The organism is Paraburkholderia sp. GAS33 (assembly GCF_050436645.1).
In the GTDB taxonomy this organism is placed as follows: Bacteria; Pseudomonadota; Gammaproteobacteria; order Burkholderiales; family Burkholderiaceae; genus Paraburkholderia; species Paraburkholderia phenazinium_B.
In genome coordinates this window covers 845385-868044 of the sequence record NZ_JBNDMP010000001.1, presented here as the reverse complement: position 1 = coordinate 868044, position 22660 = coordinate 845385, and the positions used below count along the sequence as shown (strand labels likewise).

20 protein-coding genes are annotated in these 22660 nt (G+C 61.1%); 7 read left to right on the top strand and 13 right to left on the bottom strand.

Going from position 1 to position 22660, the window contains the following annotated elements:
* Window positions 1-51: 51 nt before the first annotated feature.
* A complete protein-coding gene (locus P3T24_RS04050; protein ID WP_429432638.1) occupies window positions 52-972 on the bottom strand; it encodes a hypothetical protein in 921 nt (306 codons plus the stop codon).
* A 46-nt stretch (window positions 973-1018) separates the two neighbouring features.
* A complete protein-coding gene (locus P3T24_RS04045; RefSeq protein ID WP_429432635.1) occupies window positions 1019-2245 on the bottom strand; it encodes a hypothetical protein in 1227 nt (408 codons plus the stop codon).
* A gap of 1313 nt (window positions 2246-3558) precedes the next feature.
* Between P3T24_RS04045 and P3T24_RS04040 the strand changes: the two genes are divergently transcribed.
* The 3 genes from P3T24_RS04040 to P3T24_RS04030 all read left to right on the top strand — a co-directional run bounded on the left by P3T24_RS04040 (window position 3559) and on the right by P3T24_RS04030 (window position 5778).
* Window positions 3559-4092, top strand: coding sequence for a hypothetical protein (locus tag P3T24_RS04040; protein WP_429432633.1), 534 nt, complete (start codon window positions 3559-3561; stop codon window positions 4090-4092).
* Between the two features lie 637 nt (window positions 4093-4729).
* Window positions 4730-5020 (top strand): hypothetical protein, encoded by a 291-nt coding sequence (locus P3T24_RS04035; protein WP_429432630.1) that lies wholly within the window; start codon window positions 4730-4732, stop codon window positions 5018-5020.
* Window positions 5017-5778, top strand: a complete 762-nt coding sequence (locus tag P3T24_RS04030) for a hypothetical protein (RefSeq protein ID WP_429432627.1) — start codon at window positions 5017-5019, stop codon at window positions 5776-5778. The genes P3T24_RS04035 and P3T24_RS04030 overlap by 4 nt, the downstream gene beginning before the upstream one ends.
* A gap of 78 nt (window positions 5779-5856) precedes the next feature.
* Here P3T24_RS04030 and P3T24_RS04025 read toward each other — a convergent pair whose 3' ends face one another.
* The 9 genes from P3T24_RS04025 to glnT all read right to left on the bottom strand — a co-directional run bounded on the left by P3T24_RS04025 (window position 5857) and on the right by glnT (window position 15845).
* Window positions 5857-7125 (bottom strand): RNA polymerase sigma factor, encoded by a 1269-nt coding sequence (locus P3T24_RS04025; protein WP_429432624.1) that lies wholly within the window; start codon window positions 7123-7125, stop codon window positions 5857-5859.
* A complete protein-coding gene (locus tag P3T24_RS04020) occupies window positions 7122-7493 on the bottom strand; it encodes a YciI family protein (protein WP_429432621.1) in 372 nt (123 codons plus the stop codon). Before P3T24_RS04020 ends, P3T24_RS04025 begins: the two co-directional genes overlap by 4 nt.
* Window positions 7494-7614: 121 nt before the next feature.
* Window positions 7615-7980, bottom strand: a complete 366-nt coding sequence (locus P3T24_RS04015; protein WP_074268608.1) for a VOC family protein — start codon at window positions 7978-7980, stop codon at window positions 7615-7617.
* 156 nt (window positions 7981-8136) lie between these two features.
* On the bottom strand, window positions 8137-9954 hold the full coding sequence (locus P3T24_RS04010; RefSeq protein WP_429432618.1) for a bifunctional protein-serine/threonine kinase/phosphatase: 1818 nt from the start codon (window positions 9952-9954) through the stop codon (window positions 8137-8139).
* Entirely contained in the window at window positions 9955-11391 is a 1437-nt protein-coding gene (locus P3T24_RS04005) for an APC family permease (RefSeq protein WP_074268609.1), read from the bottom strand.
* Window positions 11392-11472: 81 nt separating this feature from the next.
* A complete protein-coding gene (locus tag P3T24_RS04000; protein ID WP_074268610.1) occupies window positions 11473-12834 on the bottom strand; it encodes an FMN-binding glutamate synthase family protein in 1362 nt (453 codons plus the stop codon).
* 25 nt (window positions 12835-12859) lie between these two features.
* Window positions 12860-13549, bottom strand: a complete 690-nt coding sequence (locus P3T24_RS03995; protein WP_074268611.1) for a protein glxC — start codon at window positions 13547-13549, stop codon at window positions 12860-12862.
* Window positions 13537-14445, bottom strand: a complete 909-nt coding sequence (locus P3T24_RS03990; RefSeq protein WP_429432614.1) for a class II glutamine amidotransferase — start codon at window positions 14443-14445, stop codon at window positions 13537-13539. The genes P3T24_RS03995 and P3T24_RS03990 overlap by 13 nt, the downstream gene beginning before the upstream one ends.
* A gap of 11 nt (window positions 14446-14456) precedes the next feature.
* Complete coding sequence (gene glnT, locus P3T24_RS03985) at window positions 14457-15845, bottom strand: type III glutamate--ammonia ligase (RefSeq protein WP_429432611.1); 1389 nt, start codon at window positions 15843-15845, stop codon at window positions 14457-14459.
* A gap of 224 nt (window positions 15846-16069) precedes the next feature.
* On the opposite strand from glnT, the gene P3T24_RS03980 reads away from it, so the two are divergent.
* Window positions 16070-16672 carry a helix-turn-helix domain-containing protein gene (locus P3T24_RS03980; RefSeq protein WP_074268613.1) on the top strand — a complete coding sequence of 201 codons (603 nt, stop codon included), beginning with the start codon at window positions 16070-16072 and terminating at the stop codon, window positions 16670-16672.
* A gap of 270 nt (window positions 16673-16942) precedes the next feature.
* Here the strand turns inward: P3T24_RS03980 and P3T24_RS03975 are convergent, their stop codons facing one another.
* Window positions 16943-17908: a LysR family transcriptional regulator gene (locus tag P3T24_RS03975; RefSeq protein ID WP_429432608.1), complete on the bottom strand. Its 966-nt coding sequence runs from the start codon at window positions 17906-17908 to the stop codon at window positions 16943-16945.
* Between the two features lie 189 nt (window positions 17909-18097).
* Between P3T24_RS03975 and P3T24_RS03970 the strand changes: the two genes are divergently transcribed.
* The 3 genes from P3T24_RS03970 (at window position 18098) to P3T24_RS03960 (ending at window position 22351) form a co-directional block, all read left to right on the top strand.
* Window positions 18098-19285, top strand: coding sequence for an NAD(P)/FAD-dependent oxidoreductase (locus tag P3T24_RS03970; protein ID WP_429432606.1), 1188 nt, complete (start codon window positions 18098-18100; stop codon window positions 19283-19285).
* A gap of 249 nt (window positions 19286-19534) precedes the next feature.
* On the top strand, window positions 19535-21136 hold the full coding sequence (locus P3T24_RS03965) for a class I adenylate-forming enzyme family protein (RefSeq protein ID WP_429432603.1): 1602 nt from the start codon (window positions 19535-19537) through the stop codon (window positions 21134-21136).
* Window positions 21137-21154: 18 nt separating this feature from the next.
* Window positions 21155-22351: an FUSC family protein gene (locus P3T24_RS03960; RefSeq protein WP_429432600.1), complete on the top strand. Its 1197-nt coding sequence runs from the start codon at window positions 21155-21157 to the stop codon at window positions 22349-22351.
* On the opposite strand, the gene P3T24_RS03955 is transcribed toward P3T24_RS03960, so the two are convergent.
* On the bottom strand, window positions 22314-22640 hold the full coding sequence (locus tag P3T24_RS03955) for an HdeA/HdeB family chaperone (protein ID WP_074268618.1): 327 nt from the start codon (window positions 22638-22640) through the stop codon (window positions 22314-22316). The genes P3T24_RS03960 and P3T24_RS03955 overlap by 38 nt on opposite strands.
* Window positions 22641-22660 lie beyond the last annotated feature (20 nt).

Sequence of the window (22660 nt, the reverse complement as noted above, 5' to 3'; positions counted from 1 at the left end):
CAGATTCTCCGATTGTCAGATACACTGCGCGCTGCTTTCATGGCGACCGGATCAGTTTGTCAGATCGCTCCTATCTGGAGTAGGCGGTCGAACGAAGACACTGGACGGTGGGCCACCAACCGCTGTGCGAGGGGCCGCTTTGTATCCGAGATAGCTCGCGTGACTGATTGCGAGCAGATTGACAAAGAATTGTGAGAAAGGCGGCAGCGCCGAGACCTCGGTTGATGATCCCTCGAATCTCGCGGATGGAACGCCCACGAAGAACATATTCGCGAGCATGGCGAAGTACACGCCAACCAGCACTATGGTTATGAGAAGCTGTTGGACCTTGCTGAGATCAACGGTCCCGGCCGTGGCGACATCGTCGCCTTGCACCATGTCGGCCAATTTTGGGTCGGCACTAAGTGGGCGGTTCATTACGCTTCCGGTTGCGCAGACAGGCTCTCCCATTCGCTCGCTCGTCGTACTCAACTGACTTGGACTAGTGGGGGTCGTCGTCTTTAAGGCCAGAATCGTCGGCGCCGCTGCTCCACTGAAAAAACTGATTCCCATCACCTGAAATAACTCGTTGGGGATTCCGATATTAAGCGCCGTGCTCCACGAGCCTTTGTCCAAAAGGGCCCACCCCCGACAAGCAGCCGCAGCCATCAGCGCACTAATTACCAGCAGGGACCACAGGGTCATCTGGAGGCGTGAAAGGCTATAGGTATTTCGGCCACTGGCGAGGACACCGATTGGCGACCCTTCGACTTGAATGCCTATGCCCATGACCAGACAGACGATTCCAGCGAGCGCGCCAAGGAAGCTAAGCACGCGAACTCGTTCGATCGCCGAGGAGTCGATCTGTAGAGGGGAGGAGTACAACCAAGGCAGACCAACTAGGAAAATTAACCAGAGTATCAGGCTAAGAAAATAAAGAGGCTTAGCGGTCGCGTTCATGTTTATCTCTTTCAGGATTACCGTATTCAGCATGAGTGGTTCGAGACTTCCAGCCCGAAGTTCCCATCCGTTCGTCCTTTCAGCAGGTTTCGGGTGGCAGTTTGCGGCAGGCTGGTGCCAAAGGCCCGCCTGCCGCCGGGGTACCGCTTGCGACAGGAGCTGGAGCGGCTGGTACCCCTCGCGTGACGACTGGCTTTTTTGGTAGCGTTCGAGCCGCTACCGATGGTTTCGCCGGCGCATCTTTAGCTGCATGAACGTTGACCTGAAGTTTGGGTGAGGATTTGCCGGTGCTGTCTACCACCTTTAGCGTATAGGTGTGCTCTTTTGCTCCTGTCTGAGCGGACAATTTAACGTGATCGGTGTCGATATTTACATCAACGTCACCCGGAACGTCTCCGACCCAGATCACCCGATATAAGGAATTGCCGGACAACGTAAGCGAAACGGCGCTTCCAGCATTGAGATCCAATGGGCCAGCTGGTTCGATAGTCAGCGGAGCGTCTACCGAGAATTGCGCCTGGCACCTTGTAATGGATTCTGCGGGAGCTGTATCGAATGTTGTAGGTATTCCCAAAAGCACGTCACCAAGTTTTTTCTCGTGCTTCTTCAGTTGCTGCACGATCGGAGGGTCTGCTGCCTGTGTATCCGGAATTGCTGTGGCAGCAACTACTATGCGAGCGGAGTCGCCCTGATTTTTCAGTTCCAGGCTCGCTGCGGATAGGGTGCTGAAGACTGATCCGGCCTGAACAATGGCGTCGATGTTCGGAGATTTGGCTCTTACCTGCTGATTGACGGCATTGATGGTTGAATTGACGGCTGACACCATCGGTTCCCCGATCTCTGATGCAGCCAGGTATGAGTCAATACTGCGTGTAACTGCCTTTGCAGTTGCGATTAAAGCATTTGCCTGCGTGACGTCGGCTTGATAGCCTGACTGGCTTACTGCGACCGAGACGTCTGCCGCCAGTGCGACGGTTGCATTAACTAGGCTTGCACGCCGCTGTATGAGGTCTGCTGCGGTCGGAGCCATTGTACGGTGTGCCGTAGAGCCGGCGTCTTCTATGCAGTCAAGGTTCGCAAGCCCGGCTCCGTAGATGTCACCAAGGGGACCGGGCGAAACCAACTGATTCGCAGCGTAGCTAAGGGCCCCAAATGTGATGAAACCGAGGATGAGATCGGTACCGCTCCGAAATATCGCGCTGATACCTCCACCACCAACGCCTAGCCCGGCGCCTACTTTGGTGACTCGGTCGAATGTATCGATCTTTGAACTTGTTTGCTCTAGATTCATACGAGCGGTATTCAAATAGTCGACTGCTTGCTCATACGTGACTCCAGTGTTTCGCTGCGCCCCGGTGAAGGGCACAGGCCTATCCACTGTAGTCGCGCAGCCGCCGAGCACCAGAGCTGCGACAAGAACTAACGCCACGACGGCGAATACGTCGCCTCCTCTGAGTCTAGGCCAGTACCGACTCCGGGCGCTGAATTCCTCGGCTCCGCGAAACATGGAAGTTTCCTCTTTTTAGTTTTAAAAGGGTGTTGAAAGAGGTCGATTTTATTGAAAGCATTTGGCAAGGAAGTCTTTTAAATAACCATTGATATTCGCAGTACGTTAATTATCATAATTAGGAATACTTATTTAATCAGATGCATGCGATCGCATCCGTCGCGATTTAAGCGAAATGGAAAGGCGTAGATTGCATTACTTCAAGAGGCGACTCAGTACTTATCTTTGCTATGTAGGTAAAAATTAGGCGAAAAAAAACCGCATAGCAATTTTTTAAACGTAGGTGATTCTACTGACAAACGCTGCCAGCCTCAGTCGGTCATCGTGGGCGGAAGTGATTTCAGGAGACTGAACTTGAGATCTCATTACGCAAATTGCGATTTCCTCGTTCTCGCGCAGGTGTGGTTTTTTGTAGCCTTTTGGTAGCCCCAGAAACTCTGATAGGCGCCTGGACTTGAATGACGGCATTGATCGGTTCTGAGTGATTAAGCGAATGCTCGTTGTAGCTCGGAAGATGCCCTTGATTTCAGGTGCGCTGTAAGGGCAACAGAGGGTTGCGAAGACTCGTTCGCTTTCGGTGGGACCGGCCATTCGCGACCATCGACCTGCGAATGGCAGGAAACGCCCCATACCCACCTGGCCAGCATCGACGCTCGAATGACGGCTCAGGCCGATCACGCGACGCAGGCACACGGCGATCGAATGACCGTTTGCGCAGTGGAGCGGCCGTCTGAATGTCTTAGCGATGCGTCAAACGAAGGTCCCTTCCTGGCCGATCCCGGAAATCCGATGCTCACCGATGGTTGCGCGTTGCCGCGCTGGCCCACGACTTCCGTAGCCCCTGATCGGTCAGCAGCCATATCGAGCAACGGTCATTCGTCAAATGCTAGCATTTGTGACAGCTCATCCGTTTGTCGTTATCAAGAAGTTCTCCATGAGAAAAATTGGACTTGCTGCAGTCCTTTCATTCGTCTTTTTGCTAACCGTGCCGGTCGCATGCTTTGCCGAGGTCGCTGCGAAGCCGGCGACACACGTCATTTCGTCGATCGATCTATCAAAAACCGTTCGGAACGCGTTCGCCGTGGCGGTTCATCGCATCGCAGGGGCCGAATGTGCCGGACCTTATCGGCGCGCGCGACTCGGCGCCGGGCGTGATTTTGCTTTGCATTACGCCGGACAATGGCAAGACGTGTCTGCCTGACACCGACAGCGTGCTGCGCCGGACAAAGGACGCGGACTTTCTTTCGGAACCTCATTTTCTTCTCGACGCTCGGATAGTCCACGCGTCAGCGAACCGTGCGCTGCTCCTGCTCGAACTCGGGAGTTTCCAGACGGGCGACGGAGATCAGTTGGAAGGCACCCAAGTCTATGCGTACGATCAAGTCCACGACAGCTTCGCACTGGTCTACGCACGTCACACAGGACGTAACAACAACCAGGAGGTTCGCTTCGTCCTAGATGGCCCGATGCAAGGAGACATCATTTCAGTCGACCCGACACGGGACCCTCGGTTCGGCTATTGGGTATCCGTCAACGGTTTGGTTGGGGGTGACAGTTATAAAGAAGTATTACGCTATCGCAGCGCGACTGCCTATGGCGATGGGAATCCGCTGGCCGTGATCGATGCGGAAATGCCCAACATCTAGGCGCGGATGGGTTTGTGGAAGCCAGGTATGCCGCTTCCGCTGCCGCAGCATAACTGTCCAGCACCTCACCTCGTAAAGTCGGTCCTATGGTGCCGTTGATCAGCGATGCATTTCTCACGGGGCGGTCTGATAAATTTGTCAACGATCTAGACCCCTGCGTCGACCGTCGGCTCCCGGCCATCCAGAGAGTCCATATGCGCAAGACGGCATCAAACTACCTGGCCCGCAATCCGAACGTGAGCATCGGTGATGTGGAACCCATGCTTCTCGATGTCGTCCAGACACTCTCCCGGGCCAACACCCAGGTTCCGTTTGTCCCGGTTCAGTTCCACGGACTTAAATGAAGCCCAAGGCGCGACCCTTGCCGGCAGATTCGCCCCCGTGGCGTCTGCCGTAACGCCGAGCACACGACCGGGTCCACGAAAATATAGACAGGCATTTCGTGCACTCCTGCGGTGGATGATCCCCTAGGCGCATCGTCAAAAATTCGAGACACGGAGTCGACTGTCCCTCCCTCGCCGCGCCCCACCGGCATCACGCGCGTTCAACTTCGCTCACATGCATCCGCTCGAATCAGGGAATAACCGACGCATCCTCACGGTCTTGCAGGTAAGACAGACTCACAACGGGTGATTAAATGAACGTCGTCGACATGGCCCATGCATCGGGATTTACCGTCATCCTCGACGGCAGAATCGGCCGCGAGGAATACCAGAGCGTATGCGGTTCGGTATCCGCATTACAGCGATTCGCCGAAGCGGTACGTCAGGACGCAGCGAGCCACTGCGAATCTGCGCCGCTGCAGTCGCCGGCGGCCGATCTGTCTGGACGGTTACGCCGCAGCTTTATCGGAGGTGCGCGAAAATCTGGCGGCCGGGAGGCGCTTGCTCGTCGCGCGTCGCACAACGTTCGCCGGATGCTGCCATGACGGTGCAGATGCCAACCGTCCTGCGTCGGTTGCAACTCGGGTCTGGCGTGGTGTTGCTGATCTATCTCTTTCTCCATCTGATCAATCACGCGCTCGGGATCTGGTCACTCGAACTTGCTGGACGCGGCCTTGTTTTAGCGCTACGGCTCTGGCGCAGCACACCTGGAACGATTGCGTTGTATGGTGCGGCTACGCTCCATTTTGCGCTGGCCGTGCGCACGATATACGGGCGCCGTCACTGGACGCTGCCGATCGCTGAGTGGGTCCGCCTGTGGGCCGGACTCAGCCTGCCGCTGCTGCTTATCCGCCATGCAGTGACGACCCGGCTCGCGTCCTCGCTCTATGGCTTCGAGCCTGACTATGAGCGCGTCGTGATCCTCCTGCTAACGAGTGGTACGCAGGGTTTGCAGCTTGCACTGCTCGCGCCTGGATGGATACACGGATGTCTCGGACTATGGTTCCGATTGCGTCACCTTCCGTGGGCGCGCCGCATGAAGCCCGCACTGTTGGCTTTGGTCGCCCTATTGCCGTTGCTGTCCGCGGCAGGCTTTATCCGGATGATGCGGGCTGTCGAGGCGAAGAGCGTCGTACTCGCGGCCCCCGATCCGATACTGATTGCGCATCGGCTCACCCTGGATGTCTGGCGTCACGATCTCGTGACCTTCTATTTGTCTCTGATCGTCAGCGCGTTTGTCGCCGGCCAATTGCGCAACGGCCTTGAACGCCGAAGGTTGCGGAAGATATCGCTGAATTCGTGACACAACTGCGACTCGGTCCCGCTGGTAGCTGCCGCCCAAGGGGATAGTAGAGCTCGCGTGGCAAACGCACCCGCCAATCTAACTTCTCGCCAACGACAGCTCGACGCGCTTGCGCTGCAAGAACCGGCGCACGGCCGGATCGCGTTCGAGTCCGATCGCGAGATCGTATGCATCGAGCGCTTCAGCCTTCGCGCCGGCACGCGTAAGCAGATCGGCACGCGCGGCCCAGTACGGCTGGTAGGCGGACAGCCGCGGATCGTCCGCATACGGCTCGAGCGCGTCCAGCGCCGCCTGCGGGCCGTCCCGTTCCGCCAGCGCGATCGCGCGGTTCACCGCGACCACCGGCGAGCCTGCAATCGCGAGCAGCGCATCATAGAGTTGCACGATCTCATCCCAGTTCGGGAGATTCGTGCGGCAGCGGTACACGTGCGCCGACTGCAATGCGGCCTCCAGCTGAAAGCGTCCGATTGCGTTGAGAGCACTCGCGCGCCGTAGCAGTGCGTTTGCTGCGTCGATCATCGGCTCGTTCCATGTCGCCGGATCCTGAGCCGACAGCGGCACATACTCGCCGGCTGCATCGCGTCGTGCGTCACAACGCGCCTGCGCATACAGCATCAGCGCGAGCAGCCCCATCGTCTCTGGCTCCTCGGGCAGCAGTTCGACGAGCAGTTGCGCAAGAAACAGCGCCTCGCCGGTGAGATCGCGCCTCCCTATATCGCCGCCGGCCGGGTCGGTCCACCCTTCCGCATACACCGCATAGACCGCCTCCAGCACCGCAGCAAGCCGCTCGGGCAACTCCTCGCGCTCGGGCACGCTGAACGGAATGCCCGCTTCGCGGATCTTGTTCTTCGCCCGCACGAGGCGCTTGCTCATCGCGGCGGGCGACATCAGGAACGCGGACGCGATGGTTTTCGCTTCGAGCCCCAGCACCACCTGCAGCATCAGCGGCGTGTGAATCGCGGCCTCGAGCGCAGGGTGCGTGCACGCGAACAGCAGCGCCAGTCGCCGGTCGGGCAACGCGCCTGAGTCACGCTCGTCGATCTCGTCGGCGAGGATGGTGAGCTGGTTTGTCACTTCGTCGCCGACGCGGCGATGACGCGCGCCGTCGATCGCCCGGCGGCGCGCGACCGTCATCAGCCACGCTTCGGGATTCGCAGGGCAGCCGCGTTCCGGCCACTCGGCCAGCGCGGCCGCAAACGCGTCGGCCAGCGCGTCCTCGGCTGCGGCGACGTCGCGCGTGCGCATCGCCAGCAGCGCGACAAGCTTGCCGTAACTGCGGCGGGCGACCGCCTCGGCAATCGAACGCGCGGCGCCGCCAGCGTCACGGCCGCAGCCGGACGGACTCATGTAGCCGATCGCGCGTCGTAGGGTGCAGTCCAGACCGGGCGCACTTCCATGACGCCGTACGCCGCGGCTGGGCAGCGTGACGCCCACGTGATCGCCGCATCCAGGTTGGGCACGTCGATCAGGTAGTAGCCGCCGAGTTGCTCCTTCGAATCGGAATACGGACCGTCGAGCACCTGCGGCTTGCCGTCGACGAGCCGCACCGTGGTCGCCACGTTCGTGTGTTGCAGCCGGTTGGCGCCCACCAGCGCCCCCGCCTTTTTCAACGATTCGGTGTACGCCTGATACGCGGCGACGCCTTGCTGCCGCTCGCTGTCGGTCATCTGGTTCCAACCGCTTTCTTCTGCGTAAATCATCAACAGGTATTGCATATGAGCCTCCGTCATGGGGTTGAGGCGGCTGAATTACATCGGGCCGCCACTACAATGACGCGCGGGCCGCATGCTGACGGACACGTGGCATCGAAAAAATCGCTGACGGGCGTCTGTTCGATCAGCGATGACAAACCACTTCGACATTGTGCCCGTCCGGAGCAATGACAAAAGCCGCATAGTAGTTGGCGTGGTAGCGCGGGCGCAGGCCGGGCGCACCATTGTCTTTGCCGCCCGCCTCCAGAGCCGCGCGATAAAAGGCGTCGACTTGCTGGCGATTTTCGGCCGTAAACGCAAGGTGAAGATGCGCCGGCTTCTCCGTGGTCTGGTACAGGCACAATGAAGCTTTACCCGGCGGGCTAAGCTCGACACCGTACGTCGGCTCTCCCTCTGAGATAACCGCTACGCCGAGCGGTTCGAGCGCCTTGAGGAAGAACGATTTGCTCGCTGCATAGTCGCTGACCCCGAATTTGACGTGATCGAACATGAGTTCTCCTGGCGTGTGTGGGCCCGCGCGAGGCCTGACGTGATTGAGAGATCACCGTGATGTTGCCACACAGCTACAGGTTCACGAAACCCTGCTCTGATACGTCACCGTCGCACGAGGTACGTGCCGACGCAACGCCCCTACCGTGCCCGCCCCTCAATGCCGCATCAACGACCACAACAATAGCGCCATCAACACCACCACGATCACCTGCCAGAACAGCACCGGATCGCTCTCGAGCAAAGGCTTGCGTCGAACCGGCGCCAGGGCATCCCGACCGCTCGAAAAACGCTCGAGATCGGCGCAGACTTCGAGCACGTCCTGATACCTTCGGGCCGGATCGGGCTGTAGCGCTTTCTCGAGCACCAGGTCGAGCCACTGCGGCGCGTCGACCCGGTACTGATAGAGCGGCACACGGCCATTGAACCCATACGGCAGCTTGCCGCCGCTGAATAGCCGGTATAGCGTCACGCCATACGCGAACACTTCGGAGCGTGCATCGCCCTGCGCGCCCTTCATCAACTCGGGCGCCATATAGGCAGGCGAGCCCGGAGCGGTGTCGGGGCCCGGCAGTTGCATGCCCGGCATATAACCGAAGCCAAGATCGAGCAGGCGCGTGCTATCGCCCCGCATCACCAGCACGTTCTCGGGCTTGATATCGCGATGGAAAATATTGCGGCGGTTCAGCGCGTCGATTGAATGGCCCAGCTTCTGCGCGATCCCAAGCGCACGCGTCAGCGCCATGGGCTGAGGCGCCGCCAGCATTTTTTCGAGCGTGATGCCTGCGCCAAGCGGCATCACTACATAGAGCCGGGTTTGCCGGTCGGCGTCCACCGGCATCGGCGCGAGCACACCGTCGTCGTCAATCTTGCCCGCCAGCCAGCGCTCGCGCACGATAGACTGGCGCACGTTCTCGTCCTCCCCAACGCGCGGCTTGGGAAACTTCAGCGCCAGCGGCGTGTTCGGATCGGCCAGATCGTAGCCGGCGAAAATCCTCGAGTAGAAGCCATCGTTCAACACGCTCGTGAGCAGATATCCATCGACCACCTCGCCGGCATCCGGCACAGCCGGAATCGGCAAAGCGCCAAGCACGCGCTCAAGGTAACCGACATCGAGCGTGGGCAGGCCACCCACATCGAGCACCGCGCTCGTCACGTCGTCATGCGAGCCTCGCGTCACCGCCAAAGCGCCAAGCCGGCGTGCAGTGTCGAGTGCACCGCCGCGCGCCGCCAGCACCGTCTGCAACTCGCGCATCGGCACGCGGCGATAGAGCCCGTCGGAGCACATCAGCAGGCGGTCGCCTTCGCGCAGCTCCAGAGTTTCGACGCGCGTGACCAGCGCCGGCAGCATGCCGACCGCATGCATCACATAGGAACCGAAGGCGACCGGCACCACGTCATCGTCGCCAAGCTGGGTCAGTTGACCATCGCGCAGCAGATAAAGCCGCACGTCGCCGGCCGCCACCAGATACGCGGTAGCGCGACGCACGATCAGCGCGGCAAAGGAAGCGGACATCTGCTTCAGTTCGGGATCGACGCGGCCGATCTGATGCAGCCAGCCGTGGATTGCCTCGAGCGCGCGCGCAGCGGCTACGCCAGGCTGCAATGTGTCGGGGAGCCCGTAGTAGGCGTCGATAAAGGTCCGCACCGAGAGTTCGGCCGCCACCCGGCCACCCTTGCTGCCGCTCACGCCGTCGGCCAGGGCGATCACACTGCCACGCGCCGCGCGCGCCGCCAGATCGCCGAGCATCACGCCGACGTAGTCCTCGTTGATGTGATCCTGCCCGCGTCCGCGGGCAGGGCAAGAAACACAGCCGATTTCGAGGGCGGCGCACTCGCCGCGCTCCGGCCGCAACTGAATGTCGATTTCCTGGCCGTCCATGCCGCGACGGCTGGCAGGCCTTCCCTCCGGATCGTCTGTCAACCGGCCCGTGCTCGGCGCGGGCAAACTATCCGTGGAGAAGGGTGCATTCATTTACTTTTTGCCATGGGTCATCACGTCGCTTACTTCCAGATCGTGCTCGATCTTCGCGAGCACTTGCGGCGAGCGCTTCTTGAGCATCATCAACCAGACTGCGCCAACCAGCATATACGCAACGAACAGATAAGGAAGGATGTTATACGGATAATCGGGCACCGGATACACGCTGCCAATCACCGCGCCGATCATCGCCAGTGCGCCGAGCACGCCCCACAGCACGTTGATCGACTTGAGCTCCCCCTGTTTCTTCAGATAAACCGGTGCCGAGATTGCGACGAGGAAATACACGACCAGGAAACCGAAGGTCGCAAACGTGCTCGTATAGCCGAACGTGTTGAGCGGACCCGTGCCGAGCATCGCGATGCATACCACCAGGGTCACGATCGAAGAAAATGCAACCGCCAGGTACGGAGTCTGGTGCGTGCGGTGCACCATGCCCATCGAGCGGTGCACGAACTGATAACGGCCCATCGAATACAGCAGGCGGCTGGACGAGTTGATGCACGCAAGCACGCATGAGAACGCGCTGATCGAGGCAATCAGATAGAACACCGGGCCGAGCGGCGAAGCGCCGACGCTCGTGAGCAAGGTGCTGAGCACGGCCGAATCGCCGCCGAGCTTGGCGACGTCGTCGTGATAGGCGATCGTCATCGAATAGGCCACGAACATGAAGAACAGGCCCGACAGGATCACGCACCAGATCACCGCACGCGGAATGACGCGCAGTGGGTTCCTGGTTTCCTGGCCGAGCGAAGCGGCGCTCTCGAAACCCACGTACGAAAAGATGCCGAGCACCATACCCTGTGCCATACCCTTACCGCTTACACCCTGCAGCCCGAGTTGCGCATGGTCGACGATATGGTCCGGGTGCAGTGCAAGCACATAGATCAGCACACCGCCCACAATCACTACCGAAGCGCCTTCGATCGCCAGCGACAGGCGCGATGAAAGCTTCACGTCACGCGCCGAGAAGAACCAGGCCAGCCCGATAAAGATCGTGTAGATCGCCCACGACGGGACAGCGATGTTCCAGGCAGAAAAAGCGTTCTGCACGAACACCACGCCTGCCGCGCCCACCCCCATCGCAGTACCCACGTAAGCCGCGATCAACCCCCAGCCGGCAATGCCACCCGCCATCGGCCCAAGCGCACGCGAAATATAGATAAAGAACGAACCAGCCGACGCGATCCGGCTCGAAAGCGCGATGATGCTCATGCTCACCAGCAGCAGCCCGATCGTCGACAGACCGTAAATCAGCCACGTTCCCGCGCCGGCCAGCGCCGCGATTGCGGTCACATTGATCGACGGCGTGAAAGTTGGAGAAAGATTTGCGATGGATTGGCCGATGACCTCGGGAAAACCCAACGTGCCCGCGCGGAGACCTCCGGAAGGTGCTGGTGCTGCTTGCGTAGTGCTTTGCGGAGTGCTCATGTAGTGCTCCTGATGGATGGGTAAATCAAAGCTGAATGCGCTACAACTTTTGCACAGTCAAAAATCTCGAAACAACTCAATTCATTTGTTCCAGCCGGGAATCCATGACGTCCCCGCGAGCGGAATGCGCGCCATTGCCGCAGCTTCGACGGTCAGCGCGACGAGATCTTCAGGTTCCAGGTGATGCACGTTCTGCTTGCCGCATGCACGCGCGATCGTCGTCAGTTCCATGTTCAGCGTCTTCAGATAGTTACGCACCCGGCGCGAGCCTTCCTCCGGCTGCACACGCTGTTCGAGCACCGCATCCTGCGTGGTCACGCCAACCGGACACTTGCCCGTGTGGCAGTGATGGCAGAACCCCGGCGACGTGTTCAACGCCGCATAGTCCGCCGCTGCCGAATGCAGCGCGCCGTTCTGAAAGTACGTGTCGCTGTTGCAGCCGAGCGCCATCAGCATGCCCTGCCCGATCGCCACTGCGTCCGCGCCGAGCGCAAGCGCCTTTGCCACGTCGGCGCCGGTGCGGATGCCGCCCGAGACGATCAGTTGCACCTGGCCTTTCATATTCAGATCTTCGAGCGCATCCACCGCCTGGCGAACCGCCGCCAGCGTCGGAATGCCGACGTTCTCGATGAAACAGGTCTGCGTCGCTGCCGTGCCGCCCTGCATCCCGTCGATCACGACCACGTCCGCACCCGCATGCACCGCGAGCTTGACGTCGTTGAACGTGCGGGTTGCGCCGACCTTCACGTAGATCGGCTTTTCCCAATCGGTGATTTCGCGCAGTTCCTGAATCTTGATCGTCAGATCGTCCGGGCCCGTCCAGTCCGGATGACGGCTCGCCGAACGTTGATCGACACCGGCCGGCAACGTACGCATCGAAGCGACGCGCGGGTTCACCTTCTGCCCGAGCAGCATGCCGCCACCGCCCGGTTTCGCGCCCTGACCGATGACGATTTCGATCGCGTCGGCACGGCGCACGTCGTCCGGGTTGAAGCCATAACGCGACGGCAGGCACTGATAGACAAGCGTCTTCGACGAGCGGCGTTCTTCCTGGGTCATGCCGCCGTCGCCGGTGGTGGTCGAGGTGCCCATCGCCGTCGCGGCCTGGCCGAGCGCTTCTTTCACGTTCGCGGAAAGCGCGCCAAAGCTCATGCCGGCAATCGTGATCGGAATATCGAGGATCACCGGCTTTTTGGCGAAGCGCGTACCGAGCACGGTCTGCGTCGCACACTTCTCGCGATACCCTTCGAGCGGATAGCGCGACAGGGAGGCACCGAGAAACAGCAGATCGTCGAAATGCGGCACGTGGCGTTTCGCGCCCAGACCGCGAATTTCATAGAGGCCGCGCTGCGCCGCGGAGTGGATATAGTCGATCGTCTTGCGGTCGTAGCCTTGCGACTCTTCCTGCTGCAAGCGGGCAAAGTGAACAGGTTTGGCTTCCATGGGGACCTTCGTCGAGAACGTGTGTTCAATATTCCTGGTTCGCGTCGGCGTTCCAGTGATAAAGCGTGCGAGCGGAAGCGATCCGTTTGAACGAGGCCGGGTCGTGGTCCATGCCGGCGGCGGCGAGCAATGCGCGTACGGCGTCGAGATCGGCTTGCGTCATCGGTTCGTATTGCGCGTCCGCGCCGAGCGACTTCACTTCGCCGCGCACATACAGCACCGCTTCGTAAAGCGAGTCGCCGAGCGCGTCGCCCGCATCGCCACAGATCACCATGCGTCCGGCCTGAGCCATGAATGCAGAAAAGCTGCCGACCGATCCGCCCACCACGATGTCACCGCCCTTGAGCGAAATGCCGCAGCGCAGGCCCGCATCGCCGTCGATCACCAGCAGCCCGCCATGCGCCGAAGCACCTGCACCGTTCGACGCGAAACCCTTCACATGCACCTTACCGCTCATCATGTTTTCGGCGACGCCGGTGCCTGCGCTGCCGTCGATCTCGATCGTCGCGTGTTTGTTCATGCCGCCCGCGTAATAACCGGCGTGACCGGCGATGGTCACGCGCACCGGCGCATCCACCCCGACCGCGAGGTTATGCGCGCCGTTCGGCGCGACGACGGTCACCGCCTGGCCTTCCAGTTCGCTCGCCGGTTTGTGCAGGAACTGGTTCAACTCACGAACCGTCGTGCGCTCCAGATCGAAAGTCAGGCTTTCCATACGTACATCTCCTCGGGTGCAGGTTCGAAGACCCTCGCGTTTTTGATATCCGGCAGATGCGCGAGCGAACGGAACTCGGAGGCGATCGCGACGTAGTCGTCGTTTTCCGCGACCACCGCCGGCTTGCACGCAAACGGATCGCGAATCAGCGCGAGTTCGGTCGAGGTGCCCATCAGGAATGTGTAGAAGCCGTCGAGTTCTTCGAAGCCCTTCTGCAGCGCGGCCGGCAACGTGTCGCCTTCGCGCAGCCGCCACTCGAGAAAGCGGCAGGCGGCTTCGGTGTCGTTGTCGGTATCGAAGTGAATGCCTTGCGGTTCGAGCTTGCGGCGCACGCCATGCGCGTTCGACAGCGAGCCGTTGTGAACCAGACAGAAGTCGTCGCCAGCCGTGAACGGATGGGCGCGGTCGGGCGTTACGGCGGATTCGGTCGCCATGCGTGTGTGGCCCACCAGATGCGTGCCCGTCAGGTTCGCAAAGTCATAACGCCCTGCCACTTGCGATGGAGAGCCGATATCCTTGTACAGATCGATCGAACGGCCGCTCGAGAGCAGATACAGCTTCGGATACTGTTCGCGCAGCCACGTCTTCACGCCGTCGATATCGCCTTGCACCGTCAACACGGCGTGATTGCCTTTCGAGTCGACGCGCGCGGTGACGTCCATCGCCACGTTCAGCGCTTCCACCAGCGGCTGCCACGCGAAGTCCGAGCCCTCTTTCGTAAAGCCCGCGTAGAGGCTCAGCTTGCGCTGGCTCGCGTCGACCGGCTTGCCGAACACTGCAAGGCCCGCCGAGTCCGGTCCGCGCTCGGTCATACCGATCAGCATCGGCACCATCAGTTCGCCCAGCCGCTCGCGCAGTGCAGGCGTCTTCACCAGCAAGCCTACAATTCCGCACATCCTGGTTCTCCTTAAAAGAATTCGAGGTAGGTCTTCAGTTCCCAGTCCGACACGTGGCGCATGTATTCGAGCCACTCCATTCTTTTGAGCTTGAGAAATTCGTCGGCGACGGGGCCGAGCGCATCGCAGATCACGCGGTCGGACTCCAGTGCGTCGAGCGCCTGCTCGAGGTTTTGCGGCAGTACGCCGATGCCGTGTTCCGAGAGCTGCGCGGGCGACCACCCGTAGAGGTTCTCGTTAGCCGGCTCTCCCGCCGACATGCCGCGGTCGATGCCGTCGAGCCCTGCCGCGATGACCGCTGTGGTCGCGAGATAGGGATTACACGAGCCGTCGGGCAGCCGCAGTTCGATACGCTCGCCAGGCATGCGCACCATCGTCGAGCGATTGTTGTTTCCGTAGCTGATATAGGCCGGCGCCCACGTGGCGCCCGTCAACGAGCGGCCCACCACGAGGCGCTTGTACGAGTTCACCGTTGGATTGCACAGCGCGGTCAGCGCCGGTGCGTGCGCGAGCAGGCCCGCGGTGAACTGGTAGCCGAGCGACGAAAGTCCCATGCCGAGCTTGTCCGCCGGATCGGCGAACAGGTTGCGCTCGCCGTCGCCGATCGACATATGCATATGCATGCCGTTGCCCGGAAGGTTCGCGAATGGCTTCGGCATGAACGAGCAGATCATGCCGAGTTCATTGGCGATCTCGGAGGCCGCCATCTTGAAGAACACGTAGTGATCGCAGGACGTCAGGCAATCGGTGTACGTGTAGTTGATTTCGAACTGCCCGTTGGCGTCTTCGTGATCGATCTGATAGACGTCGATGCCTACTGCGCGCATCGATTCGGTGAGCTTTTCCAGGAAGACGCGCGTGCGCGAGAGACCCTTATAGTCGTAGCACGGCTTGGCGAGCGTATCGCTCGGATCGCACGGCTCCAGCGTGCCGGATGCCGAACGGCGCAGCAGCGAAAATTCCGGCTCCAGACCGGTGAAGAGCGTCCAGTTGCGCTCGGTCATCCGCGCAACCGCCTTCTTCAGCGTCACGCGCGAATCGTATTGCCACGCTTCGCCATTTACGTGACCGTCGCAGACGATCCGTGCCAGACCCGGCTGCCACGGCACCGGCGTGAGCGTCGCGAGGTCGCCGACGGCCATATAGTCCGGACCGTTCGGCTCGATGCCGACGCCCCAGATCGCAAACCCCGCGAACCCGGCGCCCGCGGTCAACACGCTCTTCAGATGACTGACCGGCACCGACTTCGCCTTGGCCACGCCGTGAATATCGACAAACTGCGCCAGCACGTACTTCACGCCCCGCTGCGTCAAATAAGCTTGCGCCTCGTCCGCCGAGCCGAACCGGGGCACGCATCCGAGTTCGTTGACCGGCAGCGTGGTCGCATCGTTCAGGTTCATCGCCACTCCTTGCAACAACATTGTTCGTCGATTGGAAAAGCCACACGCCACGCATGTGACCAGGCTATGCGACGCGCTTTCGAACGCCGGTTGCGACGCGCTTCAAACCTGTCTTCAGGCAAACAGCAACTTTATTGGTGAGCAACTATGATTCCCGCAGTGAAACTCTCCGCGCACGGCCAGGCGCTGCAATCTGCTACCCTTTCCCTTTTCATGAGGCCCACATGCAAACCGGTGAAGAGAACAAAACGCCGCTTGAGCGCTACCTGGGTATCACCATTCGCGAGCTACGCCAGCGCCACGGCCTGACGATCGCCCAGGTCTCCGCGCAGGCCGGTATCAGCCGCGGCATGCTCTCGAAGATCGAGAACGCACAGACCTCTGCCGGCCTCGAGGTGCTCAACCGCATCGCCCAGGCACTCGGTGTTTCGCTCTCCATGTTGTTCCGCAATTTCGACGTGCCGCAAGGCGGTGCGCAGCTCGTCAAAAAAGGCGCCGGCATGGAGGTGGTCCGCAAAGGCACCAAACGCGGTCACACCTATCACCTGCTCGCTTACGACCAGGGGCCGCGCAAACTCTTCGAACCTTTCCTGATCACGATGGAGGATGAAGCCGAGCGCTTTCCGGTATTCGAACATCCGGGCACCGAATTCATCCACATGCTCAAGGGCGTGATCGAATACCGCCACGGCCAGCAAACCTACATCCTTCATCCCGGTGACACCCTGACTTTTCAGGGCGAAATACCCCACGGTCCTGAGCGCCTGATCAAGACGCCTATTCAATTCCTGTCGATCTTCGTGTACCCGCAATCGAGTGCCGACTGACCTCCCGCCGCGTTCGGCCATGACCGATGCGCAAACCAATGCAACGTTTGTGCCATGTTTATCTGGGTGAATCAAAAGTTCCCTTTGATAAACGCCTTGGGCGCAATTGGACCTTGTCGGCGTTCAGGCCGAAACACTCGCTGGCTCGTCTGCGGTGCACGGCTTTATTGCGGCTGGTGCGACTTTGCACAAGAACGAGGTATGCGGTTAAGCTGCAGCAAAAGCAATGCTTATACAAAGCGGGATTTTGCCGCGGTCGCGGCCCCGGCTTCAGCGCAACGCGTCCTGGGGGAGGTCGGGCAGCGCACGCGCCAATGAAGGCTGGATTGCGTTGTCCAGCACGCCGCGGGTCAGCATCACGATCTCGCCCGCGAACTGATCCCACTCGCCCTGGCGGTGCAGCAAAAAGAAATCGCGCCGACCGAGGCGGCCAGGCGGCAACGGCATCACCGCGATATCGTCCAGGTAGTGACGGGCCTGCCACAAACACAAGGGTGTCGAAATCGCGAAACCCACGCGTGCCGCCACCAGACTCAGCAGCGGATCGGTGGCGTCGAACTCGTAACGTCGTGGACTGTTGATACCCAGATGCCGGGCGAAGCGCTCGATCTGCTGGCCGATCACCGAGCGCGCCGTGTAGCGGATCAACGGCATTTCCTGCGCCAGCGTGCGCCAGTCGATATTGCGGTGTGCGCTCAGATAGCTGCGCGCCACCACCACCACGAACGCCTCGGAAAACAGCGGCACTTCGACGATCCGTGCATCGCTCAGCATGGTCTGCGTGCAGATCGTGATATCCAGTTCGCGGTCGTGCAGCTGCTTGCTGAGTCCCGGCGTCAGGCCGGACCACATCGAAATCTGCCGCTCCGAATTCGACACTGCGCGGATCAACTTCGGGCCGACGGTCGCCGCGAACGAATCGACACATCCGAGCCGCACCGGCATCTTTCCCGTGTGCGACGCATCGCCGATGCGGGCGGCGACCATCTTCGCATGTTCGAGCAAGGGATCCGCCAGTTCGAGCAGCGCGCGCCCCGCCACGTTCGGCCGCGGCGGCCGGCTCTCGCGGTCGAACAGCGTCAGGCCCTGGTCGCGCTCCAACGCGGCAATCGCCTGGCTGACGGCGCTCTGGCTCACACCGAGCTGCTTCGCGGCGCCCGTCATGGAGCCGCTCTCGCACACGGCGACAAAGGCCTGCAGCGCGCGCAGATCGATCGGGGGCGGGGTTCGTGTCATGGCCTGTTCCGCTCGCATGGGTGACTGACGATGGCCCTGCACGGCACGAGAACATGGTGCCGATCTTCGCAGGCCGCTGTTCAGGACAGGATGAGCAATTGCATTAGCTCATCATAAGTTTGCCTGATACAAAATTGGCGCGCCCAGCGTTTTCCTAGAATTCGCCTTATTGCCCATTCAGATATCCACATGAGCCACTACGATTTCATCGTGATCGGCGCTGGCGTCATTGGCGCGTCGGTTGCCCATCATCTTGCGGCACTCGGGGCGCAGAGCGTGCTCGTCATCGAGCGGGGCACGATCGGCGCGGGCACCACCTCCCAGTCGTCCGGGCTGCTGCGCACGCACTATTCGGTACGCCAGAACGTGGAACTTGCGCGTTCGTCGTGGTGGGCATTCAACAATTTCGCCGAATACGTCGGCGACGACGAGGCGTCCTGCGGCCTCGTCAAATGCGGCTATCTGATCTGCGCGCCCGAGGGCGACAAGCTCGACCCGTTGCGCGCCTCGCTCGCCGCGCAGCAGGACATGGACATCGAAGTGCAGTTGCTCGACAAGGGCGAGGCGCGCGAGCGCCTGCCGATCGCGAGCTTCGACGACGCCGCGCTGATCGGCTTCGAACCGGAAGCGGGCTTTGCCGACGCCTATCTGGTCGCCACCGGCTTTGCCCGTTCGGCGCGCCGGCGCGGCGTCAAGATCATGGAAGGCGTCACGGTGACGGGACTCGTCCGCGAAGGACGCCGGATCACCGGCGTCGAGACGAGCGCAGGCAGTTTCAGTTGCGGCACGCTCATCAGCACGCAGAACATCTGGACACCGGAGCTTGCCGCCTGGATCGGCATGCCGTTACCGGTCAAGCCGGAGCGTCACACGGTGCTCGCCCTCGAATGCGAGGGTGCCGCATACTCGTTCACGATGCCGGCGTTCAAGGACCTGGGCTCGGCCGGCATGCTCTATTACCGCAGCTATGGCGGCAGCCAGATGCTCGTGTCCGAAGGTGTGGTCGGCGAAACACTAAGCTCGCCGGAGACGGAACAAGGGCAGATCTCGCTCGACTATGTCGCTGAAGTCGGCGCCCAGGTCGCCGAACGCTTTCCCGCTTACGAAGCGGCGGGGCTCGCTTCGTCGTGGACTGGCGTCTACGACGTGACGCCCGACTGGAATCCGGTATTGGGCAAGGTCGCCGATATCGAGGGGCTGGTAGTCGGCTTCGGCTTCTCCGGACACGGCTTCAAGCTCTCGCCAGGCATCGGCAAAATTCTCGCCCAGCATGCGCTCGGTCAGCCCACCGACGTTTCTCTCGCACCATACGCTCTCGACCGCTTCGCCAGCGGCGCGTTACTGGTGGGCAAGTACGGCTCCGGCGCGGTCTCCTGATCAGAAAATATAACGGACGCGGGCTAGCGACCCGTCAGTCGTCGCCCGCGGGCCGAAACGAGCGCTTCATCACGCTAACGCGTCTGCTCGAAACGCTGGTCGCAAAACGGCGGTCTGCGACAGCTTGAGCTGCGCTGCAACCCATCCCGCCGCCCATGAGCTAATTCCCCTCTCATTTTCCGAACCCACAATGCGTCACTCCACAGACTGATTCGCGTATCGAATCACACCTCACCCAGCGGAGCGATCATGGAAAGCGGCCGGAATTTATCCTTTCTCTCCTATGTTGATGTCTTGCTCGATCAACTGGAAAAACAATCTGATCGAGCGGTGTTGCGCTATCTCGATCACGACGTCACGGGCGGAACCCTGCGAAGCGCCATCTTTCGCTATGCGCGGGCGCTCGCGGCGCTGGGCGTCGACCGCGGCGCCCTGATTGCAATGCTCGCACCCAATTGCCCGGACGCGCTGGCGATTCGCTACGCAGCAAACCTCCTGGGCGCGGCTACGATGTTCCTGCCGGCGTCCGTGAATGCCGGCAAGCGCACAGCGATGCTAGCCCGCGTACGACCCACGCTCCTCGTTCTCTTCCCGGAAACCGCTCACCTTATTCCCGATCCGGTCGATGGCCACGTGGTCTTCGTCGGTGTGGGCTTTGCGTCTTCATCGCTGGACCGACTCGCGCGAGTGCAATCGGATCTGCCGCTGCGCAGACAACCGAGGCCGGATGACCTCGCGGTAGTCGTCTCTTCGGGCGGCACGACGGGGGTCCCCAAATGCAGCCGGCGGTCCTTCGCCACGTATTCGAAGATGGTCGGCACAGCCAACGACAAAGACCGGCGACAACTGGTCAATGGCCCGCTCGCCTACCTGTCGCAAGTGCTCGTCGATACCACGCTCATCGGCGGCGGTACGGTCGTGCTGAAGCCTCGCTACGATCCCGCAGAGACGCTCGCGACGATCGAATCGGAGCGCATCACCGACGTGCTGCTGGTCGAGCCTCAACTGTTCGAAACAATGGACCACCCGGACGTCTCGCGGCGCGATCTGTCGTCGCTACGCTCCATTGCGCACGTCGGCGGGTCGGCGCCTGCGGTATTGCGGCAACGTGCGATTGCGCGGCTCGGTCCGGTGCTCACCCATATGTACGGGGCGAGCGAAACCGGGCTCGTCAGCATTCTGCCGCCGTCCGCGTACGAAAAGAATCCGGACCTGCTGGATTGCGCGGGGCGTATCCGGCCTGGCGTCGAGGTGCGTTTGCGTCGCGGCGATGGAACGTTAGCGCGTGCGGGACAGTGCGGCACCATGGAAGTCAGGTCGGCCGGTATGGCGGATGGTTACTACCATCAACCCGTCGAGGAAGCACAAAAGTTTCAGGGTGGCTGGTGCCTGACCGGCGACGTCGGATTTATCGACGAGGCTGGTAATCTGCACGTCCTCGGCCGCGCGGCCGACGTCGCGGAAATCGATGGACTGACGATTGCCCCAACCCACATCGAGGATGTCCTATGCCGCTGCCCTGACATTCGCTATGCCGTAGCGCTGACCGCAAGCAATGCTGCCGGCAAATACGTCTGGAGCGCGCTGGTCGTACCGTGGGCTGCTGGGCAACTCGACGTCGCGCGATGCCTGCATCGGCTCAAAACCGAGTTCGGTGCTTTGGTCGCAAACCGGATTCGTATCGTTGTAACCGATCGCGTGCCGCTGACTGAACAGGGCAAAGTAGACCGCACCGCAATCGGGATGATCCTGCAGGAAGACCTGCGATCGGGCCGCGTCCCGTTCCGGGTAGCTCCGCTTCATACCCTGCAAGAACCGGTGGAGGATAATGAGGCGTTTCGCCTGACGTGACCCCTTGTTCATTGGAAGATGATGAGGCTCATCGGCACCCTTGCCCAACTCTGCCGCACGGCTGCCTTCGCGCTCGGGCGTGAACTGGCGGCCTGGAAGCCTTCCAGAGCGCGCGCGACGTTCGCGGCCGAAGCCGTGCTGTCCGTCGCGCTCTCTGTCGCGCTGGCCAACGCGTTGGGTCTGTCCGACACGTGGTGGGCCGCAATCAGCGGCTTCGCGGTCACGCAAACGAGCTTTGCCGGTTCCGTGCAACGTGCCGCCCACCGCATCATGGGCACGGTGATCGGCGCTGCGCTTGGAACCCTGATGGGACCGTGGATTGGGGACCGTCCGTGGCTGTTTGTGCCCGCGTTAGGACTGATGGGCGGTGTCGCGGTGTATGGGGCCAACGGGTCCAAAGCGGCCTACGCATGGATTCTGGGCGGAGTGACTGCCCTGATGGTGACGTATGAAGCACACAAATTCGAGTCCTTCCAGGCGACCGCGTTGTTTGCGGCATTGCGCGTCGCCGAGGTCGCGGTTGGGACGCTGGCTTGCCTGCTGGTAGCAAGCGTGTTCCATTTCGGGCCGAGGTGGTACCGGACGAACAGGAAACCAGTGGAGACGTCAACCGCGCGTGCCGCGGCCGAGTCCACGTCGGGCGAAGCTCCCGCTTCAGCTTCAGCTTCAACACCCCCTTTAGCATCGACACACCCAGCCCGCATGCTGCTGAGCGTGCAGGCTGCAGTGTCCATCACCATCCTTGCGTCCCTGACTTATGTTCTGCACCTCCCGGGTTTCGCGCAAGCCATGGTCACGGCGATCGCGGTCCTGATCGTGCCGCCGGGTCTGGCGGCAGACAGAACACAGCAGCCGGTCATGGAAAAGATGGTGCAACGTGTAGCCGGCTGCCTGCTGGCCGGTGTGCTGGGTGTGGCGCTGCTCCCTCTGATGCACGGGCAAGCGGTGTTGTGCATGCTCGCGCTGTCCATCGGCGTGTGGGCCGGATGCCACGTGCAGACGGGACGCGAAGGAGCAAGCTATGTAGGCCGTCAATTCACCATTGCGTTCATCATGGTGTTTATCCAGGATCACCACTGGTCGTCCGATCCGATACCCGCGCTCATGCGGCTATCGGGAATTGTCATCGGGATTGTGGTGTTGGCCGCGGTGATGCTCGGGATCAAAGGCACTCGACTTACCGATGCGCGAACAGCGAAATCTTTTTGGCCTTGATCATGGACCTGACTTTCGACATAAACGGAGCCTGCGGGTCCTTCGTGCACTCCTCGAGTACCGCCTCTCCCACTGGATGCGCCGTATCGATCACCATGGTGTCGGTTTCCCTGACACCGAGCTTGTCGACGCCGGCGACCCAGTAGATCAATGCGGGCCGGTATGCCTCGTCGACGGCGGTAAAGTCCGCACAGGTCATTTTCGCCGGGCTCACTTTGGACTCTTGCGCACTGGCTGCGAGAGGGATGGCTAAACAGATCACGACTGAGAGGATTTTTGCGGATTTCATTGGACACTCCATATATGCGT

Coding starts and splice junctions, on each gene's coding strand:
- P3T24_RS04050 (WP_429432638.1), bottom strand. CDS start 972: ATGCTGAATACGGTAATCCTGAAAGAGATAAACATGAACGCGACCGCT.
- P3T24_RS04035 (WP_429432630.1), top strand. CDS start 4,730: ATGAACGTCGTCGACATGGCCCATGCATCGGGATTTACCGTCATCCTC.
- P3T24_RS04030 (WP_429432627.1), top strand. CDS start 5,017: ATGACGGTGCAGATGCCAACCGTCCTGCGTCGGTTGCAACTCGGGTCT.
- P3T24_RS04025 (WP_429432624.1), bottom strand. CDS start 7,125: ATGAGTCCGTCCGGCTGCGGCCGTGACGCTGGCGGCGCCGCGCGTTCG.
- P3T24_RS04020 (WP_429432621.1), bottom strand. CDS start 7,493: ATGCAATACCTGTTGATGATTTACGCAGAAGAAAGCGGTTGGAACCAG.
- P3T24_RS04015 (WP_074268608.1), bottom strand. CDS start 7,980: ATGTTCGATCACGTCAAATTCGGGGTCAGCGACTATGCAGCGAGCAAA.
- P3T24_RS04010 (WP_429432618.1), bottom strand. CDS start 9,954: ATGAATGCACCCTTCTCCACGGATAGTTTGCCCGCGCCGAGCACGGGC.
- P3T24_RS04005 (WP_074268609.1), bottom strand. CDS start 11,391: ATGAGCACTCCGCAAAGCACTACGCAAGCAGCACCAGCACCTTCCGGA.
- P3T24_RS04000 (WP_074268610.1), bottom strand. CDS start 12,834: ATGGAAGCCAAACCTGTTCACTTTGCCCGCTTGCAGCAGGAAGAGTCG.
- P3T24_RS03995 (WP_074268611.1), bottom strand. CDS start 13,549: ATGGAAAGCCTGACTTTCGATCTGGAGCGCACGACGGTTCGTGAGTTG.
- P3T24_RS03990 (WP_429432614.1), bottom strand. CDS start 14,445: ATGTGCGGAATTGTAGGCTTGCTGGTGAAGACGCCTGCACTGCGCGAG.
- glnT (WP_429432611.1), bottom strand. CDS start 15,845: ATGAACCTGAACGATGCGACCACGCTGCCGGTCAACGAACTCGGATGC.
- P3T24_RS03980 (WP_074268613.1), top strand. CDS start 16,070: ATGCAAACCGGTGAAGAGAACAAAACGCCGCTTGAGCGCTACCTGGGT.
- P3T24_RS03975 (WP_429432608.1), bottom strand. CDS start 17,908: ATGACACGAACCCCGCCCCCGATCGATCTGCGCGCGCTGCAGGCCTTT.
- P3T24_RS03970 (WP_429432606.1), top strand. CDS start 18,098: ATGAGCCACTACGATTTCATCGTGATCGGCGCTGGCGTCATTGGCGCG.
- P3T24_RS03965 (WP_429432603.1), top strand. CDS start 19,535: ATGGAAAGCGGCCGGAATTTATCCTTTCTCTCCTATGTTGATGTCTTG.
- P3T24_RS03960 (WP_429432600.1), top strand. CDS start 21,155: ATGATGAGGCTCATCGGCACCCTTGCCCAACTCTGCCGCACGGCTGCC.
- P3T24_RS03955 (WP_074268618.1), bottom strand. CDS start 22,640: ATGAAATCCGCAAAAATCCTCTCAGTCGTGATCTGTTTAGCCATCCCT.